The 18,407-nt window shown below is 71.8% G+C and carries 15 protein-coding genes; 7 read left to right on the top strand and 8 right to left on the bottom strand.

Annotation, left to right across the window (positions count from 1 at the left end; translation table 11 throughout):
- Window positions 1-25: 25 nt before the first annotated feature.
- The 3 genes from ACH4RC_RS07930 to ACH4RC_RS07920 all read left to right on the top strand — a co-directional run bounded on the left by ACH4RC_RS07930 (window position 26) and on the right by ACH4RC_RS07920 (window position 3,749).
- Complete coding sequence (locus ACH4RC_RS07930) at window positions 26-889, top strand: carbohydrate ABC transporter permease (protein WP_398197842.1); 864 nt, start codon at window positions 26-28, stop codon at window positions 887-889.
- Window positions 890-927: 38 nt separating this feature from the next.
- Window positions 928-2,574, top strand: coding sequence for a sugar ABC transporter substrate-binding protein (locus ACH4RC_RS07925; RefSeq protein WP_398196738.1), 1,647 nt, complete (start codon window positions 928-930; stop codon window positions 2,572-2,574).
- Window positions 2,575-2,663: 89 nt separating this feature from the next.
- Complete coding sequence (locus tag ACH4RC_RS07920) at window positions 2,664-3,749, top strand: LacI family DNA-binding transcriptional regulator (protein ID WP_398196736.1); 1,086 nt, start codon at window positions 2,664-2,666, stop codon at window positions 3,747-3,749.
- A 2-nt stretch (window positions 3,750-3,751) separates the two neighbouring features.
- On the opposite strand, the gene ACH4RC_RS07915 is transcribed toward ACH4RC_RS07920, so the two are convergent.
- The 4 genes from ACH4RC_RS07915 to ACH4RC_RS07900 form a co-directional block, all read right to left on the bottom strand.
- The gene (locus tag ACH4RC_RS07915) at window positions 3,752-4,975 is read right to left on the bottom strand and encodes an MFS transporter (protein WP_398196734.1); all 1,224 of its coding nucleotides are present in this window, start codon (window positions 4,973-4,975) and stop codon (window positions 3,752-3,754) included.
- 166 nt (window positions 4,976-5,141) lie between these two features.
- Entirely contained in the window at window positions 5,142-6,167 is a 1,026-nt protein-coding gene (locus ACH4RC_RS07910) for an endonuclease/exonuclease/phosphatase family protein (RefSeq protein WP_398196732.1), read from the bottom strand.
- A gap of 193 nt (window positions 6,168-6,360) precedes the next feature.
- The gene (locus tag ACH4RC_RS07905; protein WP_398196731.1) at window positions 6,361-6,990 is read right to left on the bottom strand and encodes a TetR/AcrR family transcriptional regulator; all 630 of its coding nucleotides are present in this window, start codon (window positions 6,988-6,990) and stop codon (window positions 6,361-6,363) included.
- Between the two features lie 169 nt (window positions 6,991-7,159).
- Complete coding sequence (locus ACH4RC_RS07900) at window positions 7,160-8,755, bottom strand: DHA2 family efflux MFS transporter permease subunit (RefSeq protein WP_398196728.1); 1,596 nt, start codon at window positions 8,753-8,755, stop codon at window positions 7,160-7,162.
- Between the two features lie 190 nt (window positions 8,756-8,945).
- On the opposite strand from ACH4RC_RS07900, the gene panB reads away from it, so the two are divergent.
- From panB to ACH4RC_RS07885, 3 genes are all read left to right on the top strand, one after another.
- On the top strand, window positions 8,946-9,818 hold the full coding sequence (panB, locus tag ACH4RC_RS07895) for a 3-methyl-2-oxobutanoate hydroxymethyltransferase (RefSeq protein ID WP_398196725.1): 873 nt from the start codon (window positions 8,946-8,948) through the stop codon (window positions 9,816-9,818).
- Between the two features lie 181 nt (window positions 9,819-9,999).
- A complete protein-coding gene (locus ACH4RC_RS07890) occupies window positions 10,000-11,025 on the top strand; it encodes an ATP-binding cassette domain-containing protein (protein WP_398196723.1) in 1,026 nt (341 codons plus the stop codon).
- Complete coding sequence (locus tag ACH4RC_RS07885; RefSeq protein WP_398196720.1) at window positions 11,022-11,867, top strand: ABC transporter permease; 846 nt, start codon at window positions 11,022-11,024, stop codon at window positions 11,865-11,867. Before ACH4RC_RS07890 ends, ACH4RC_RS07885 begins: the two co-directional genes overlap by 4 nt.
- Before the next feature lie 30 nt (window positions 11,868-11,897).
- On the opposite strand, the gene ACH4RC_RS07880 is transcribed toward ACH4RC_RS07885, so the two are convergent.
- A complete protein-coding gene (locus ACH4RC_RS07880; RefSeq protein WP_398196717.1) occupies window positions 11,898-15,167 on the bottom strand; it encodes a BTAD domain-containing putative transcriptional regulator in 3,270 nt (1,089 codons plus the stop codon).
- A gap of 240 nt (window positions 15,168-15,407) precedes the next feature.
- Here ACH4RC_RS07880 and ACH4RC_RS07875 point away from each other — a divergent pair, with 240 nt between their 5' ends.
- Entirely contained in the window at window positions 15,408-16,211 is an 804-nt protein-coding gene (locus tag ACH4RC_RS07875; protein WP_398196714.1) for a site-2 protease family protein, read from the top strand.
- On the opposite strand, the gene ACH4RC_RS07870 is transcribed toward ACH4RC_RS07875, so the two are convergent.
- The 3 genes from ACH4RC_RS07870 to ACH4RC_RS07860 all read right to left on the bottom strand — a co-directional run bounded on the left by ACH4RC_RS07870 (window position 16,198) and on the right by ACH4RC_RS07860 (window position 18,360).
- A complete protein-coding gene (locus ACH4RC_RS07870; protein ID WP_398196711.1) occupies window positions 16,198-16,380 on the bottom strand; it encodes a hypothetical protein in 183 nt (60 codons plus the stop codon). The genes ACH4RC_RS07875 and ACH4RC_RS07870 overlap by 14 nt on opposite strands.
- A 119-nt stretch (window positions 16,381-16,499) precedes the next feature.
- The gene (gene npdG / locus ACH4RC_RS07865; protein ID WP_398196710.1) at window positions 16,500-17,225 is read right to left on the bottom strand and encodes an NADPH-dependent F420 reductase; all 726 of its coding nucleotides are present in this window, start codon (window positions 17,223-17,225) and stop codon (window positions 16,500-16,502) included.
- A gap of 13 nt (window positions 17,226-17,238) precedes the next feature.
- Window positions 17,239-18,360 (bottom strand): exo-alpha-sialidase, encoded by a 1,122-nt coding sequence (locus tag ACH4RC_RS07860; RefSeq protein ID WP_398196707.1) that lies wholly within the window; start codon window positions 18,358-18,360, stop codon window positions 17,239-17,241.
- Window positions 18,361-18,407 lie beyond the last annotated feature (47 nt).

The raw sequence follows: 18,407 nt of genomic DNA, 5'->3' as shown, positions 1-18,407 counted from the left end.
GAGTCCCGCCGCTCGCCCCTCCTGGATGGAGCGGCCGAAACCCGTCACCCGCGCCGCCAAGGGCCTCGCCGTCCTCGTCCTGCTCGCCCTCGTCCTCGTACCGTTCCTCGTGATCGTCTCCACCTCGCTCGCCTCCAACGAGGAAGTCGTCGCGGGCGGCGGCTGGGTGCTGTGGCCGACCGAGCCGACGCTGCGCGCGTACGAGACGATCCTCAGCGGCGGCATCGTGACGAAGGCGCTCGGCGTGAGTGTCGGCATCACCGTCATCGGCACGCTGCTGTCCCTCGCGTGCACGGCCTTCCTCGCCTACGCGCTCAGCCGCCCCGGTGTCTTCGGCGGCAAGCCGGTGCTGCTGCTCGTGCTGTTCACGTTCCTCTTCCCGCCCGGCATGATCCCCGCGTTCCTGCTGGTCAAGGGGTTCGGGATGCAGAACATGTACGCGGCTGTCATCGCCCCCGTCCTCATCAACGTCTTCAATCTGATCGTGCTGCGCGGCTTCTTCCAGGGGATCCCCGAGGAGTTGTACGAGGCCGCGCGGCTCGACGGCGCCGGGGACTGGACCACGTTCCGGCGGATCGCGCTGCCGCTGTCGAAGGCCGCGCTCGCCGTCGTCGGCCTGTTCTACGCGGTCAGCTACTGGAACTCGTGGTTCACCGCCTCCATCTACCTGGAGTCCGACCACTGGCCGCTGTCGCAGGTCCTGCGGACGTACGTGATCGGCGGCGCGCAGATCGCCGACACGGGGCTGAGCGAGGCCGGGATGGTGTCGGCGCCGCAGACGACGCAGATGGCCGTCCTCGTCATCGCCGTCGTGCCGATCCTGCTCGTCTACCCCTTCCTGCAGAAGTACTTCACCAAGGGCGTGCTCACCGGCGCCATCAAGAGCTGAGCCCCGTCATCTCCCTTTGTCCGAGAGGTCCTTCCACCATGTCCGTGCACATGTCGCGCCGCACCCTGCTGCGCTCCGCCGCCGTCGGCGGTGCCGCGTTCGCCGTACCGTCCCTGCTCACCGGCTGCTCGACCGGGAGCAGCGGCGGCGGCTCCGTCCACAACAAGGGGACGAAGGCCGCGCCCTGGCCGACGTACGCCGCCGCGCAGGGCCCGGCGCCCGACCTCGCGCCGACCGCCGAAGGGGTGCAGGCCGGGTTTCTGAAGTACCCGGAGAAGCTGGTCCGGGCGGTCGCCGAGAAGCCGGGCACCGGCAAGGAGAAGGTGCGGATCATCTCGATCACGTACGGCACCCCGCCCAAGCCCGCGGCGCGGAACAAGTACTGGGCCGCGCTGAACGAGGCCCTTGGTGTCGAGGTCGAGTTCACCGTGGTGCCGGACGCGGACTTCCGTACCAAGATGGCCACGCTCATGGCGGGGAACGACCTGCCCGACATCATCGCGATCGGCGGCGGCTACACGCTGCCGCGCGAGGCGCAGTTCGTGAAGGAGCGGTGCGCCGATCTGACGGAGTTCCTGTCGGGCGACGCGGCGAAGGACTATCCGCACCTCGCGGCGGTACCCACGTACGCCTGGGAGGGCATGGGGCGGATCGCCGGGCGGATCTACGGGGTGCCGGTGGAGCGGCCGAAGCCCCAGGACACCTTCTTCCTCAACCAGGAGGCGTTCGCGAAGGCCGGGTTCGAGCAGGGGATGTCCGCCGCCGACTTCGCCACCGTCGCCAAAGCCGCGACCGCGCACCGCACATGGGGGCTCGGCGCCTCCACGACCAGCTACTTCGGGTACAAGACGCACGCCATATGGCACGGCGCCCCGAACGAGTGGCGGATCAAGGGCGGCAAGGCCGAGTACTTCGCCGGCACCGACCAGTTCAAGACGGCGCTCGAGTACATGGCGAAGCTGCGCGCGGCCGGCGCGTACTACCCGGAGGCCACCTCGGTCTCGCAGGTCGACCTGAAGACGCAGTTCTACAACGGCACCGCCCTGTCGATGACCGACGGGTTCGGGGCCACGGTCTCCAACGCGCAGGGCATCAAGGACGCGTACACCCTGGACCTCGCGCAGCCCTACACGGTCACCGGTTCCCCGCAGTTCCAGCAGAGCCGCGGCATCTTCGGCTACACGGCGCTGAAGAAGGCGTCGAAGGACCGCGTGAAGCTGCTGCTGCGGGTGCTCGACTGGCTGGCGTCGCCGTTCGGTTCGAAGGAGTACGAGCTGCTGCACTACGGCATCGAGGGCACGCACTTCGAGCGGGACAAGGACAACAACCCGATCGCGACGGAGCTGGGGCTCGTCGAGTCCAAGGACAACCTGCCGCTGACCAAGGTCGCGGACGCGCCGCAGCCGCTGTACTACCCGGGCTACGCGGACCTCACGAAGCGGGTGCACGCCTGGCAGCGGAAGGTCGTGCCGATGATGGTGGCGAACGACCGGTGGGGGCTGCAGTCCGACACGTTCAACCGGCAGGGCGCCACGCTCGACCAGATCATCAACGACGGGGTCACGGCGGTCGTCACCGGGCGCAAGAAGATCTCCGACTGGGACGGCGTCTACAAGAAGTGGCTCGCCCAGGGCGGGAAGAAGGCCCTCGAGGAGTTCGGCGCCGAGTACGAGGCCGCTCACTGACCCGGCGGTCCGTCGGCGACGAGGCACGCGATGATGGTGCGGGGCCTCCGGGCGGTGGCCCCGCACCGGCGACATTCCAGGGAGTCAGGGTGGGCGAGCGCAGCGGCACGGGGGCACCCACGGGCGCGGGCGGCGGACGGGCGACGATCCGCGACGTGGCCGCGCGCGCGGGGGTGTCGGTGGCGACCGTGTCACGCGTCCTCGCGGGCAACTACCCGACGTCGGCGGCCTCGCGCGCAAAGGTGCTGCGCGCGGCCAAGGATCTGGACTACGTCGCCAACGCGCACGCGCGCGCGTTGGCGGGGGCGGGCCGCAAGACGATCGCCGTCCTCATGCTCGACGTGGTCAGCTCCTTCTACGCGGCGGTCGCGCAGGGCGTCGAGAAGGAGGCCGCGCAGCACGACCGGCTCACCCTCGTCGCGTCGACCGGCGCGGACCCGGCCCGTGAGCTGGCGCTCGTGCAGATGATGCGCGAGCAGGCGGCGGAGGCGGTCGTCCTGGTCGGCGGGGTCGTGGAGGACGCGGCGTACCGGGAGCGGATGGCGCAGTACGCGCAGTCGCTGGCGGCGGCCGGGTCGCGGCTCGTGCTGTGCGGACGGCCCGCGCCCGCGCCCGACGTGCCCGCGGTCGTCGTGGAGTACGACAACGAGGCGGGCGCCCACGCGATCACCAGCCACCTCCTCGGCGCGGGCCACCGCAGAATCGCGCTGATCGGCTACCAGCCGGGCAACACGACCGGCGAGGACCGGGTCCGCGGCTATCTGCGCGCACTCAGGAGCCATGGCGTCCCGGAGTCGGACGCGCTCCTGCACGGCATCGGCTTCGGCCAGACCAACGGGGACGAGGCCATCCGCGACCTGCTCGACAAGAGCGACGGGCGGCCGGAGTTCACGGCCGTCTTCGCGGGCGACGACCGGGTGGCCGCCGCCGCCGTCAAGGCGCTCGCGGAGTACGGGCTGCGCGTCCCGGAGGACATCTCGGTGGTCGGCTACAACGACGACCCGGTGGCCGCCGACATGACCCCGGGCCTGACGACCGTGCACATCCCCGGCGAGGAACTGGGCCGCACGGCGGTCCGGCTCGCCCTCGGCAAGGCGGGCAGGACCGGTCAGCAGCGCCGGCTCCTCGGCACGCACATAGTGATCCGGGACAGCGTGCGCCGCCTGACGCCTTAGCGTCACGGGGAGTGGGTCGGCTCACGCTCCACCGGGACGTGGCTCGCGACCAGGCGGCCCGGGCCGGGCCGCAGCGTGGCGCGGCGGCGGTCGACCGTGTACGCGAGCGCCGCCACACCGAGGCCGAGGACGGCGAGGACCGCGCCGGTCACGGCCGGGGAGGTGACGCCCAGGCCGGCCGCGAGGGCGAGGCCGCCGATCCAGGCGCCGCCCGCGTTGGCCAGGTTGAACGCGGCCTGGTTGGCGGACGAGGCCAGCGAGGGCGCGGCGGACGCCTTCTCCATCACCATCAGCTGGAGCGGCGAGCCGGTGGTGAACGCCGCCATGCCGAGCAGCAGCACGGCGAGGGCCGCGCTCCACTCCGTACGCATGAGGAGCGGGAACAGGCCCAGGACGACGACCAGGGACGTGAGGCCGCCGAAGAGGGTGGCGCGCAGGGAGTGGTCGGCGAGGCGGCCCCCGGCCAGGTTGCCGATGGTGGCGCCGACGCCGAACAGGGCGAGCAGCAGCGTCACGCTGCCCTCGGCGAACCCGGCGGTGTCGGTGAGCATCGGCGTGATGTAGCTGTAGGCCGAGAAGAGGGCGCCGAACCCGGCGACGGTCGTGCCGAGCGCGAGCCAGACCGGGAGCGAGCGAAGGGCCCGGAGTTCGGTGCGGACGCCGACGGCGGAGCCGTGTCCGTGGTCGGCGGGGACGAGCGCCGCGAGGGCGGCGATCGCGGCCAGGCCGATGGCGCTGACGGCCAGGAAGGTGGCGCGCCAGCCCAGTTGCTGCCCCATGGCGGTGGCGACGGGGACGCCGACGATGTTGGCGACGGTCAGGCCGAGGAACATCAGCGACACCGAGCGGGCCTTGCGCTCGGGCGCGACCAGGGAGGTCGCGACGACGGCGCCGACGCCGAAGAAGGCGCCGTGCGGCAGCCCGCTGACGAAGCGGGCGAGCAGCAGCCAGTGCTGGTCGGGGGCGACGGCGGAGACCGCGTTGCCGACGACGAAGAGCGCCATGAGCCCGATGAGGACGCGGCGGCGCGGCATGCGGGCGGTGACGGCGGCGAGGAGCGGGGCGCCGATCACGACGCCGAGCGCGTAGGCGGAGACGAGGTGTCCGGCGGCCGGGATCGAGATGTCCAGGTCGTCCGCGACGTTGGGCAGCAGGCCCATCATCACGAACTCGGTCGTGCCGATGCCGAAGGCGCCCACGGCGAGCGCGAGCAGGGCGAGGGGCATGAGGGATCGTCCAAAGAAAGTGGGGACACGGGGACAGGGGTGGGACGGAGAGGCGGAGCCGGACTCATAAGTTTACGTCCGGAACAAACTGTCCCGCACGCAGTATTCCGCCAGGTAAAAGCCCTGTGAAACCCAGTGAAACCCCGCGAGTCTCAGGAGACGCGCGTCACAGGGTGACCCGCGCCGCGATCGGCAGATGATCGCTGCCGGTCTCGGGCAGCGTCCACGACGACACCGGCTCCACGCCCCTGACCATGATCTGGTCGATGCGGGCCATCGGGAACGCGGCCGGCCAGCTGAACCCGAAGCCGCTGCCCGCCGCGCCCTGGGTGGAGCGCATCTGGGAGGTGACGGCGGTCAGGGCGCGGTCGTTCATCGTGCCGTTGAGGTCGCCGAGCAGGACGACCTTGCCGAGCGGCTCGTCGGAGATCGCCTCGCCCAGCGCGTTGGCGCTCGTGTCGCGCTGGCTGGCGGTGAACCCGGAGTGCAGCTTGACCCGTACCGACGGCATGTGGGCCACGTAGACGGCGACGTCGCCCTTCGGCGTCGCGACGGTGGAGCGCATGGCGCGGGTCCAGCCCAGCTTGATGTCGACAGGCCGGGTCGCGGAGAGCGGGTACTTGCTCCACAGGCCGACCGTGCCCTGCACCGAGTGGTAGGGGTAGGCCGCCTTCAGCGCCTTCTCGTACGTCGGCACGGCCCTGGCGGTCAGCTCCTCCAGGGCGAGGATCTGGGCGCCGGAGGCGGCGACGTCCTCGGCGGTGCCGGTGGGGTCGGCGTTGTCGGCGTTCACGTTGTGCGTGGCGACGGTCAGGTCGCCGCCGCCGCTCTGCTTGTCGGTGAGCAGGCTGCCGAAGCCGCTGAACCAGACGATCGTCGGAACGAGCAGCGCGACGAGGGCCGTCGCCGACCTGCGCACGAGCCCCAGGACCAGCAGCACCGGGATGAACACGCCCAGCCACGGCAGGAACGTCTCGGTCAGCGAGCCGAGGTTGCCGACGCTGTTGGGGATCTGCGCGTGCAGCAGCATGACGAGTGCCAGGAGCACCGCGAGGACCGCGAGGACGATGCCCCGCCGCCACAGGCCGCGGTCGGTCCGCAGCCGGCGGCCCAGGCGGCGCAGGCGGTCACCCGGCCCGGTCTGCCCGGTCTCCTCGCCGTCCACCGTGTCGGTGTCGTACGCCTGCGCCATACCGTCGTCGCCTCACTGCCGTGCCCGCCGTCCCTCCCCGAAAACCCTAGGGGATGTCCGACGGCTTTCTGTCCCGTCACACCCCGGCCGGGCGGGGTCTAGGACGTCCGTACGGCGACGAGGACGAGCGGGGCCGTGTCCGGAGTTCCGAACACGGCGGCGCAATGGACCGCTTGTGACGAAACGCGCACATTCAGCGAGGGCCCTTGCCGTGGTCCCCGGCCCGCAGTCCGGCGAGGGCGAGGTCGACGATCCGCTCCGCGAGGTCGTCGGCGAGAGGCATGTCACTCCGCATGACGGAGCACAGCAGCATGGGTCCGGTGAGCAGATCGCCGGCGAGCTCGATGTCGGTGCCCTCGGGCAGTTCGCCGTCGGCGACGCCGCGCCGCAGCACGTCGTGCATGACGCGGCGGCGCGGGTCGATGACGATCTCGTGGTAGGCGTCCCAGAGCCGCGGCAGGGTCTTCATCTGCGCGAAGACGTTGTGCAGCAGCACCGACCTGCGCATGCTGAGGCCGCGCCGTCGCAGGTGCTCCAGGAGGCAGACCAGGTCGTCGCGCATGGAGGTGCCGGGCAGCTCGGGGTCGGGGACCTCGATGGAGCGCAGGACGTCGACGAAGAGCTCCTCCTTGCCGCTCCAGCGCCGGTAGATGGTGGCCTTGCCGACGCCCGCGGTGCGGGCGATCCGCTCGATGGACAGCTCGGCGAGCGGGAGGCCCTCCTCCAGGAGCATCACGACGCCCTCGACGATGGCCTGCTCCACCGCCTCGCTGCGCGGGCGGCCCCTGACCGGGGCCCCGGGCTCGGCCCGTTCCGTGTTCACGCCCTTGACCCTCCGCCTTCCGCCACGGCCCCGGAACCCGGCACTCCGCCGGTCCCCGGGGTGATTGTCTCAGCGCTTCCGTGTTCGTACGCGTACGGGTGCGAGGTGCTCCCACGTGTACGGGCGCGAGGCGTTCTCACGCGTACGGGTGCGAGGCCGAGGCGGGATCTCAGTGGTCCGCGCCGACCTTCTCCGCCTCCCCCGGCGCTCCCGCGGGCGTGGCCGGGACCTTGCCGGGCAGGAACAGGACCGTGACGACGGCGCTGATCAGGGCGATGCCCGCACCCCACAGGGCGGTGACGTGCATGGCGTGCAGGAACGAGTCGTTGGCCGCGCCGACCAGGCTCTCGGCGCGCGGCCCGATCTTCTCGGCGACGCCGAGGGTGGCCTCGATGGAGCCGCCCGCGGTGTCACGCAGACCGGGCGGGAGCAGGCCCAGCTTGTCCTCTATGCCGCCCCGGTAGGCGGTGGAGAGCACGGAGCCGAGGACGGCGATCCCGAGCGCGCCGCCGACCTGGCGGAAGGTGTTGCTGAGCGCGGACGCCGAGCCCGCCTTCTCGCGCGGCAGCGCCTGCATGATCACGACGCTGGTCGGCGTCATGACGTGCGCCATGCCCGTGCCCATCAGGAAGAACATGACCTCCAGGAGCCAGATCGGGGTGTCCGCGTCGAGGATGGTGAAGGCGGCCAGCATGCCCGCGAGCAGGACGAGCCCCCCGGTGGTCGTGGCCCGTACGCCGATCTTGTCGACGACGAGCCGGGCCCGCGGCGCGAAGATCAACTGGGCGACGGCGAGCGGCAGCATCAGGGCGCCGGTCTGCAGCGGCGAGTACCCGCGCACGCTCTGGGTGTAGAAGACCGAGAAGAACGTGACGCCCATCAGCGCGAAGAAGACCAGGGCGATGGCGGCGATCGCGGCCGAGAACACCTTGTTCCTGAAGTAGTTGATGTCGATCGAGGGGTGGTCGCTGCGCTTCTCGTAGACGACGAAGGCGACGAGCACGGCCAGTCCGGCGGCGATGGTGGCGAGGACCTGGGGGCTGCTGAAGTCGCCCTCGTCGCCGCCCTGGATGATCCCGTAGACGAGCAGGACCAGGCCGACGATGGACAGGGCGACGCCGACGAGGTCGATCCGGCCCGGCTTCGGGTCCTTGGAGTCGGGCACGAGCGCGATCATCAGGACGACGGCGAGGATCACGATCGGCACGTTGACGAGGAAGACCGAGCCCCACCAGAAGTGGTCCAGGAGCAGGCCGCCGGTGATCGGGCCGATCGCGATGGCGAGGCCGACGCCGCCCGCCCAGATGCCGATGGCCTTGGGCTGCTCCTCGCGCTCGAAGACGTTCATGAGCACGGCGAGCGTGGCCGGCATGACGAAGGCGGCGCCGAGGCCCATGAGCGCGCGGAACGCGATGAGCTGGGCCGGTGAGCCGGACTCGGCGGCGAGCGCCGAGCCGATGCCGAAGACGACGAGCCCGCCGATGAGGACCTTCTTGCGGCCGAGGCGGTCGCCGAGCAGTCCGGCGGTGAACAGCAGGCCCGCGAAGACGAGGGTGTAGGAGTTGATCGCCCATTCGAGCTCGCTCTGGGTGGCGCCGAGGCCGGTGGGCGCGGGCGTCGAGATCGTCTTGATCGCGACGTTGAGGATCGAGTTGTCCAGGACGACGATCAGCAGGCTCAGCATGAGCACGCCGAGGATCGCCCAACGACGGCGATGCACGGCCTCCGGTACACGGGAAGCCGCGGGGACGGCAGGACTGGTCATGTGTACGACCCTAGCCCCCTTTCGATACGGGACCGTCTCGTATTGAAACCGGGGACAAACTCTTACCCGGCCTTTACGACGGCATTGCTCAAGAGGGGGCCTGGCCTTTTGTCGGCACCCGGTGCCACCATGGAAAGCGATCCGGGGACGCCGTCAGGGCGCCTCGAGACGAATTGAAGGAGCCGTTGCGATGACGCAACTCCAGGCTGCCCAGACACCGGCCACCGACAGCAGCAACCCCAAGGCGCTGTACGGGGGCAAGGGCACCCGGCGCATCACGGTGCGCGACATCACCCTCGCCAAGGAGCGGGGCGAGAAGTGGCCGATGCTCACCGCGTACGACGCGATGACGGCGTCGGTCTTCGACGAGGCCGGCATCCCCGTGATGCTGGTCGGCGACTCGGCGGGCAACTGCCACCTCGGCTACGACACCACGGTCCCGGTCACCCTCGACCAGCTCACCATGCTCTCCGCCGCCGTCGTACGCGGCACCAGCCGTGCGCTGATCGTCGGCGATCTGCCCTTCGGCTCGTACCAGGAGGGCCCGGTCCAGGCGCTGCGCTCGGCGACGCGCCTGGTGAAGGAGGCGGGCGTCGGCGCGGTCAAGCTGGAGGGCGGCGAGCGCTCGCACGACCAGATCAGGCTGCTCGTCGAGGCGGGCATCCCGGTCATGGCCCACATCGGCCTGACCCCGCAGTCCGTCAACACCATGGGCTACCGGGTGCAGGGGCGCGGCGAGGAGGCGGCGCAGCAGTTGCTGCGCGACGCGAAGGCGGTACAGGACGCGGGCGCGTTCGCCGTCGTCCTCGAACTGGTCCCCTCGGAGCTGGCCGCGGAGGTCACGCGCGTCCTGCACATCCCGACGGTCGGCATCGGCGCGGGCCCCGACACGGACGCCCAGGTCCTGGTGTGGACGGACGCGCTCGGCCTCACCGGCGGCAAGATGCCGCGCTTCGTGAAGACGTACGCGAATCTGCGTTCGGTGATGTCCGACGCAGCCAAGGCGTTTGCGGAGGACGTGGTCGGCGGAACGTTCCCTCTGGAGGAGCACTCGGTCCACTGAGCCCTGGGCTCCTGAGCCCTGAGCTCCTGATTCACCCTGAGCCATAGCGGCACCAACGCGGCCCGTCGATCTTCCCCCGTCGACGGGCCGCGGCCGTTGTGTCGGCGATATATCGGCGACCGTTCTTGTCTGTCGGTCGGCTGTCGGTGACTTGTCGGTGGCGGCTGGCACCTTGTCGTTCATGACGCGAATCGACAAGAACCCCGGTATCAGCGGCCGCCCGGTGGCCGTGTCCGTGCGGGGACTGGTCAAGCACTACGGCGCGACCAAGGCCCTCGACGGCGTGGACCTCAACGTCCACGAAGGCACCGTGATGGGTGTCCTCGGCCCCAACGGCGCCGGGAAGACCACCCTCGTCCGCTGCCTGTCCACCCTCATCACCCCCGACTCCGGCACGGCGGTCGTCGCCGGGTACGACGTGGTGAACCAGCCGCGGCAGCTGCGCCGGGTGATAGGGCTCACCGGCCAGTACGCCTCGGTCGACGAGAAGCTCTCGGGCCGCGAGAACCTGTACATGATCGGGCGCCTGCTCGACCTGTCCAGGAAGGAGGCGCGGACCCGCGCCGACACCCTCCTGGAGCGGTTCTCCCTGACCGACGCCGCGACCCGCCCCGCCAAGACGTACTCCGGCGGCATGCGCCGCCGCCTCGACCTCGCGGCCTCGATGATCGGCCGCCCGCACGTCCTCTACCTGGACGAGCCGACGACCGGGCTCGACCCCCGTACCCGTAACGAGGTGTGGGACGAGGTCAAGGCGATGGTGCGGGACGGCGTGACCGTCCTGCTCACCACCCAGTACATGGAGGAGGCCGAGCAGCTGGCCTCCGAGCTGACCGTCATCGACCGCGGCCAGGTCATCGCCGGCGGCGGCATCGAGGAGCTGAAGGCGAAGGTCGGCGGGCGCACCCTGCGCATCCGCCCGGCCGACCCGCTCGAACTGCGCCCGCTCGCGGCCGCCCTCGACGACATGGGCCTGACCGGCCTCGCCAGCTCCACCGTCGACGCCGGGTCCGGCACCGTCCTGGTCCCGATCCTCAGCGACGAACAGCTCACCGGCGTCGTCGGCGCGGTCACCGCGCGCGGTATCACGATCGGCTCCATCACCACCGAACTGCCCAGCCTGGACGAGGTGTTCCTCTCCATCACCGGCGAGAAGGCGTCCGCGCCGCAGGACGCCCGCCCCGCACTCGAGGAGGTCGCCGTATGAGCACCACCACCTTGTCCCCCCTGTCCGGCACGCCCGCGACCACCATCACGGTCGACGCCGACCCCCGGATCGGGCTCCGCGGCCATCTGCGCCACACCGGCGCGCTCGTCCGCCGCAACCTGCTGTGGATCAAGCAGGACCCGGAGTCGATGTTCGACGCCGTCCTGATGCCGATCGTCTTCACGCTGCTGTTCGTGTACGTCTTCGGCGGCTCGATCGGCCAGTCGCTCGGCGGCGGCCAGCAGCAGTACGTGCAGTACGTGATCCCCGGCATGGTCGCGATGATGAGCATGAACATCGCCCAGGGCGTCGGCACCGGCTTCAACGAGGACTTCCACAAGGGGATCATGGACCGCTTCCGGTCCCTGCCCATCGGACGCGCCTCGGTCCTGATCGCCAAGATCTCGGTGGAGCTGCTGCGGCTGCTCACCGCCACCACGATCCTGATGATCGTCGCGGTGCTCGTCGGCTTCGACATCAACAACTGGGCCGGTCTGTTCGGCGCCGTCGGCCTGGCCGCGCTGTTCGGCTCCGGCATCATGTGGATCTTCCTGGTCCTCGGTGTGACCATGAAGAACGCCCAGTCCGTGCAGGCCATGGGCTTCCTGGTGATGATGCCGCTGCAGTTCGGCTCGTCGATCTTCGCGCCGACCCGGTCGATGCCCGGCTGGCTGCAGAACTTCACCGAGTACAACCCGATGTCCGGGCTCGCGGACGCGGCCCGCGGCCTGATGGTCGGCGGCCCGGTCGCGCACGGCCTGTGGGTGACGCTCGCCTGGACCGCCGGTCTGACGGTCGTCATGGCGCCGGTCGCCATCCGCAAGTTCACCAAGCAGAGCTGAGCGCCGGCTGGGGTGCCCGGTCGGTACGCGTCAGAACAGGGCGGCGGCCTCTCCGACGGAGAGGGTGCCGCCCTCGGCGTACGCCCGGTCGTACACGGCGTCGTCGAGGAGCGCCCGCACCGCCGCCTCCGCGTCGGCGCGCCACTCCCGTTCCATCCGGGACGGCACGTGCCCGGCGGACAGCGAGGCGTCGGACGCGCCGACCAGCCGGGCCGCGAGGGGTGCGTCGCCGGGGCCGCCACGCAGCGCGAGCCCGCGCGCCGCGGTGAGCAGGTGCAGCGCCGCGAGGTGCGGCATGATCACGGCGGCCAGCGGGTCGCCCGCCAGTTCGATGGCGCGCGCCGCGCCCCCGATCGTCTTGTCCGCGTGTCCGTCGACTGCGTCGAGCATGGCCTCCATGCCGGTGGACATGCCGTGGAAGAAGGTGATGTCCGCGACCTTGAACTCGCCGCGCAGGGCGCGGAGTTGCTCGCGCGCCTCGGCGGTCCGCCCGGTCCCCGCGAGGCGGCCGACGAGCATCATCCGGGCGGCCGGTCTGGCCTCGTTCGTGTGCCGGCTGCTGACGTCGAGGGTCTCGCGCAGCATCCGCTCGCCGCGCTCGCCGTCGCCCTGCTCGATGGCGACCTGGCCGAGCCGCACCTTGAGGATCGTGGCCTGCGCGTGCGCGCCCATGGACTCGGCGAGGTCGCGGGCGCGGGCGTAGTCGGCGGCGGCGTCCGTGAACCGGCCGAGCTTCTCGTGGGCCTCGCCGCGCGCGGACAGCGCCTCGGCCACGCCCCACGCGTCACCGAGCCGGGTGAACAGGGCGAGCGCCTCGTCGGCGTCGGCGAGCCCGGCGGGGGCCGTGTCGCTCCGGTTGGCCATGATGTTGGCGCGCAGCTGGAGGACGAGCGCCAGCTCCCACTCGTAGCCCAGCTCACGGCAGGTGCGTACGGTCGTGTCGGCCAGCTCGTTCATCTTGTCGAGCTGCCCTGTCATCAGGACGGCGAAGTACCAGATGTTGCCCGGGGTGCGGCACGCCTGCGGCAGGTCGGCGCGGTAGGTCTCGCGGATGACCCGCAGCCTGGCCTGCCCCTCCTCGGACTGCCAGGTGTCCATCTCCATGTCCATGTAGCCCAGGCGGGCGAGGTGGACCTGGCGGCGGGCCTCGTCGAGCAGTTCGCCGGTCAGCGGCGGCGGCATGTCGGTGCAGCGTTCGAGGAGCGGCGGCGCGGGCTTCGCCGGCCCGGCGAACGGGTCGGGGCCGAGGTCGGCGACCTCCCCCGACCACAGGCGGGCGTCACTGCGCAGGTCCCGCATCTGCCAGAACCAGACGAGCGACAGGACGAGGCTGAGCCCCTCCTGCTCGTTCCGGCTCGCGACGGCGCGGCGCAGGGCGGAGCGTACGTTCTCGTAGTCGCGCTCGATCCGGGCGAGGGCGGGGCGCTGGCCGTGGCCGCGCAGCAACGGGTCGGTGGTGCGGACGAGTTCACGGAAGTACGTGAGGTGGGCGCGTTCGGCGCCCGCCCTGGCACCGGCCTCGTCGAGACGCTCCCCCGCGTACTCGGCGACGGTCTCCAGGAGCCGGTAGCGCATCGCCCCGTCGTCCCCGTCGGGGGCGGCGACGACCAGCGACTTGTCGACGAGGGAGGCCAGCGCCTCCAGGGTGTCGGGGCCGCACACGGCCTCGGCGGCGGCCAGGTCGCAGCCGCCGCTGAAGACGGACAGATGGGCGAGGACGGTGCGCTCGGAGGCGTCGAGCAGGTCCCAGGACCAGTCGACGACGGCGCGCAGCGTCTGCTGGCGGGGCAGCGCGGTGCGGGCGCCCGAGGTCAGCAGCCGGAACCGGTCGTCGAGCCGGTCGGCGATCTGGCGCGGCGTGAGCATCCGGAGGCGGGCGGCGGCCAGCTCGATGGCGAGGGGCAGCCCGTCCAGGCGGCGGCAGATCTCGGCGACGGCCTCGGGCGCCCGCTCCACCGTGAACCCGGGGCGCACGGCCGCGCCCCGCTCGCCGAAGAGACGCAGCGCGTACGGCTCCGGCAGCGGCTCGACCGGGTAGAGCAGCTCGCCGGGCACGCCGAGGGGTTCGCGGCTGGTGGCGAGGACGGTGACGCCGGGGCAGTGGGCGAGGAGGTGCTCGGCGAGCGCGGCGGCGGCGTCGACGACGTGCTCGCAGTTGTCGAGGATGACGAGCATCCGGCGGCCCGTGCAGTGCTCGACGAGGCGGACCATCGGATCGTCGCCCTGCCGCTCACTCGCGGCGCGCAGCTCCTCCGCGCCCGCGCCGCGCAGCACCGTCTCGCGCGCCCCGAGCGCGCTCACGACGGCCTCCGGCACGGCGTCCGGGTCGCTGACCGGCGCCAGCTCGGCGAGCCACGCGCCGTCCGGCACCGAGCCCGCCATGGACTCGGCCACCTCCTGCGACAGCCGGGTCTTCCCCGCGCCGCCGGGCCCGAGGAGCGTGACGAGGCGGACGCGGCCGAGGTCGGCGCGGATGGCGTCGAGATCGTCGCCGCGCCCGACGAAGGAGGTGAGGCGGGCGCGGAGGTTGCCCGGGGCGGGGCCGGGCTCTCGCACCGGCGCGGGCAGGCCGGTGTGCCGCTCCGGGTCCAGCAACTCCTCGTACAGGGAACGGAGTTCGGGCCCGGGGTCGGCGCCGAGGCGGTCCGCGAGCTCATGGCGTACGTCCTCGTAGGCGGCGAGCGCCTCGGCGGCCCGGCCGACGTCGCGCAGGGCTCTGATCCGCAGCGCCTGGAGCGGCTCGTCGAGCGGGTGGGCGTCGCAGAGGGCGGTCAGCTCGGGCAGTACCTCGTCGGGGCGGCCGAGCGCGAGGCGGGCGGCGAGCAGGGTGCGGCGCGCGTCGAGGCGGCGGGCGTCCCAGCGGGCCGCGTCCGCGGTGCGGTCGGGCAGGTCGGCGAGGGCGGGCCCGCGCCACAGGCCGAGCGCCTCCTCGAGCACGTCGGCGGCCTTGACCGGGTTGCCGTCGGCGAAGGCGCGGGCGCCGTCCGCTGTGAGCCGCTCGAACCGGAACAGGTCGACGTCCTCGGCGCCCGCCACCAGCCGGTATCCGCCCTCGTCGGACGCGACCGTGCCGGGTCCGAGGGCCCGGCGCAACCGCCCGACGAGCGCCTGCAACGCGCCCGGCGCGTCCGCCGGCGGCTCACTCCCCCACACCTCGTCGACGAGCACGGCCGGGGGCACGGTCCGCCCCGGCCGCAGGGCCAGCACGGTGAGCAGCGCACGCAGCCGCGCCCCGCCGACGGAAACGGCCGTGCCGTCGTCGTGGAGCGCCTGGGTGGTGCCGAGGATGCGGTAGCGCACGAGGTCATTGTCCCCGGTGCGGGGGCGCGGGGCGCCGGGGAGGGGTTACGTCGCGCCGCGGAGGGACGGGGCCGTGGGCGGTCTTGCGGTTCGTGGTGGCCGGGCGCGCACTTCCCATCGCCCCTTCGGCGCGCGGAACTCCTTGGCCGGCCCTGCGCGTTTCCCGTACGGCGCGGGTACGTTCAGTGACGCCACTCGTCAAAACCGGTCCGACATCCAGCCAACCCGGGAGCTCCGCCCATGACCACCGCCACGTCCCGTCGCGGCGACAGCCGGATCAGCCCTGTCTTTCTCGGGATCGCCGCGATCGCCGCCGTGTCCGGGTGGGCGGTCTGGACGGACTTCGCCGAGCAGCCCGGGGTCGCCGTCTTCCTGTTCGTGACGGCCGCGTGGATCGTCTCGCTGTGCCTGCACGAGTACGCCCACGCGCGCACGGCGCTGCACAGTGGTGACGTCTCCATCGGCGCGAAGGGCTATCTGACCCTGAACCCCTTGAAGTACACGCACGCCATGCTCAGCATCGTGCTCCCCGTCCTCTTCGTGATCATGGGTGGGATCGGGCTGCCCGGTGGTGCGGTCTTCATCGAGCGGGGGCGGATCCAGGGGCGCTGGAAGCACAGTCTGATCTCGGCGGCGGGGCCGTTGACGAATGTGCTGTTCGCGGTCGTGTGCACGGCGCCGTTCTGGCTGCACGCGCTGGACGGTGTGCCGGACACGTTCCGCTACGCGCTCGGGTTCCTGGCGCTGCTGCAGGTGACGGCGGCGATCCTGAACTTCCTGCCGGTCCCGGGGCTCGACGGGTACGGGGTGATCGAGCCCTGGCTGTCGTACAAGGTGCGGCGCCAGGTGGAGCCGTTCGCGCCGTTCGGGCTGCTCGCCGTCTTCGCCGTGCTGTGGATCCCGGAGGTCAACCAGTACTTCTTCGACGCGGTCGACGCCCTGCTGCGCGCACTCGGGGTGCACGACTGGGACACGTACTGGGGGCAGCGGTTCTACCGGTTCTGGGAGGGCACGCCCGAGATCCCCACCGTCACACAGTCGTAGACGTCTTCTCCATCTTCGCCTTGCGCACGTAGAACCACGTCATGTTCGACGTGATGCCCGCGATGAGGACCCACACGATCCCGAGGAAGCTGCCCTCGACGAAGGACACCACCGCGGCCGCGACGGCGAGGACGCAGACGACGAGGGCGAAGAGTGCGATGCGGGGCATGGGGTCGGCTCCAATACGGCACGGCTCGGTATTCGCCGACCAGTGTCCCCCATGCCCCGCTGACGCATGAAGCCGCCCTGAACGTACGGGAAAGATAAGGAACGGGTGAGGATCGGGCGTTATACGTCCGTGATGCGCAGGCCCGCGTGGGCCTTGTAGCGGCGGTTGGTGGAGATGAGGTTCGCGACCAGGGACTCCACCTGGTGGGCGTTGCGCAGACGGCCCGCGAAGACGCCCCGCATGCCGGGGATGCGGGCGGCGAGGGCCTGGACGAGGTCGGTGTCGGCGCGGGACTCACCGAGGACCATGACGTCCGTGTCGATCTCGTCGACCTCCGGGTCGGTGAGGAGCACGGCCGACAGGTGGTGGAAGGCGGCGGTGACACGCGAGTCCGGCAGGAGCGCGGCGGCCTGCTCGGCGGCGCTGCCCTCCTCGGGCTCGAGGGCGTAGGCGCCCTTCTTGTCGAAGCCGAGCGGGTTGACGCAGTCGATGACGAGCTTGCCGGTGAGGTCCTCGCGCAGGGCTTCGAGGAGCGTGCCGTGTCCGTCCCACGGCACGGCGACGATCACGATGTCGCTGCGGCGCGCGCACTCCGCGTTGTCGGCGCCCTCGATGCCCTGGCCGAGCTCCTCGGCGGCGGCCGCCGCGCGCTCGGCGGCGCGCGAGCCGATGATCACCTTCTGGCCCGCACGCGCGAACCGGTAGGCGAGGCCCTTGCCCTGCGGGCCGGTGCCGCCGAGGACGCCGACGGTGAGCCCGGAGACGTCGGGCAGGTCCCAGGGGTCCTTCTTGGCCGGGGCCTGTCCACCGCTGTTCTTCGCGTTGTCACTGTCACTGGTAGTCATGGGGCGACCTTACTCAGCGGTCGGGTCCCGTGAGCGCGGTGACGGGGACGCGCCGGAAGGTGATCGTCTCGTACGGGGAGAAGTCCCCGGTCTCGTAGAGCAGGCCGACGGTGGCGTCGTCGACGCGGACCAGGTCGCTGTAGGCGGCGGGCAGGCCGTCGACGGTGTGGGCGGTGGACCAGGTGGTGCCGCCGTCGAGGCTGCGGCGGACGGTCATCAGCGCGCGGGCGGCCGGGTCGGCGGGTCCTGAGTAGAGGAGTACGTCCGGGTCGCCGAGGTGCAGGAGGCTGCCCTGGACCACCGGGGTGACCAGGCCCGCCTGCGGCCGGAACGGTTTCAGCAGGCGGTCGCCGCCGTCCAGGGAGTGGGCGTCGGCGCGGGTGCCGGGGGACGGTGAGTCGTTGCGGGTGTTGAAGCAGACCCTGCCATCGGGAAGCTGGGCCGCCGTCGTCTCGTTGACGTTCACATAGCCGTCGGTGTTGTCGTCGACGTAGCCGATCCGCCAGGTCGCGCCGTCGTCGTCGCTGAGGAGGCAGTGCCCGCCGTTGTACTTGCCCTCGGTGCCGGTGTCGGAGCCGGTGGGCGGCAGGGAGTGGTTGGCGGGGACGACGACGCGGCCCTCGCGGGTGAGCAGGGCGTGGCCGGGCGTCGTCGCGTACCAGCGCCAGGCCGCTCTCTTCACCCGGGCGGTGATCTCGGTGGCGAGGGCCCAGGTGGCGCCGGCGTCGTCGCTGTGGGTGACCCAGACGCGGCGTCCGTCGGCGGCGGCGACCCGGCCGCGGCGGATGGCGTCCTCGGTGGCGGCGGCCGCGTTGCGGACGTGGACGAGCAGGACGCGGCCGGAGGCGAGCGCGACGGGCGCCGGGTTGCCCGCCAGATCGCGCCCGTTGCGGACGACCACCTGGAGCGGGCCCCAGGTGCGGCCGCCGTCCGTGGACCGGCGCAGCACGAGGTCGATGTCGCCGCTGTCCGAGGCGGAGGCCACCCGGCCCTCGCAGAAGGCCAGAAGCGTGCCGTCGTACGCGGTGACGACGGCAGGGATACGGAAACTGGCGTAGCCGCCCTGTCCGGCGCGGAACGGCACGGACGTCTCGTACGGCCCGTACGGCTCGGGACGCGCTCCTGTGTCGGTCATGCCCTCCATGCTCCCCGCTGAAGGTAACTCCAGGTGAACTACGCCCG

The organism is Streptomyces sp. NPDC016845, assembly GCF_044332585.1.
Taxonomy (GTDB): Bacteria; Actinomycetota; Actinomycetes; order Streptomycetales; family Streptomycetaceae; genus Streptomyces.
The sequence above is the reverse complement of the archived record's forward strand: the minus strand, read 5'-3'. Positions and strand labels throughout refer to the sequence as shown.